The organism is Microbispora hainanensis (genome assembly GCF_006874475.1).
Taxonomy (GTDB): domain Bacteria; phylum Actinomycetota; class Actinomycetes; order Streptosporangiales; family Streptosporangiaceae; genus Microbispora; species Microbispora hainanensis.
Genome location: NZ_VIRM01000199.1, coordinates 1 through 486, shown reverse-complemented (window position 1 = coordinate 486; position 486 = coordinate 1). Strand labels below are relative to the sequence as shown.

The following is a 486-nucleotide window of genomic DNA, read 5'->3' as shown; positions in this document are numbered from 1 at the left end:
TACGCGGGCGGGGTTGAAGGACCCGCGGCGTCCGGGTGGGTCGTTCATCTTCGCCGGCCCGTCGGGTGTCGGTAAGACCGAGCTGTCCAAGGCGCTGGCGGAGTTCCTGTTCGGCGACGAAGACGCGCTGATCATGCTGGACATGTCGGAGTTCATGGAGAAGCACACCGTTTCGCGGCTGTTCGGCTCCCCGCCCGGTTATGTCGGGTACGAAGAGGGCGGTCAGCTGACCGAGAAGGTGCGGCGCAAGCCGTTCTCCGTGGTGCTGTTCGACGAGGTCGAGAAGGCGCACGGGGACATCTTCAACAGCCTGTTGCAGATCCTGGAGGACGGTCGCCTGACCGACGCCCAGGGCCGGGTGGTCGACTTCAAGAACACCGTCATCATCATGACGACCAACCTCGGCACCCGCGACATCTCCAAGGCCGTGGGGCTGGGCTTCGCGAAGGCCAACGACGAGGAGAGCACGTACGAGCGGATGAAGGT

Annotated in this window: 1 protein-coding gene; it reads left to right on the top strand. The window is 64.4% G+C overall.

From position 1 onward, the window contains the following. Positions 1–486, top strand: a 486-nt coding sequence (locus FLX08_RS40145; protein WP_142625457.1) for an AAA family ATPase, incomplete at both ends; no start/stop codon positions are given.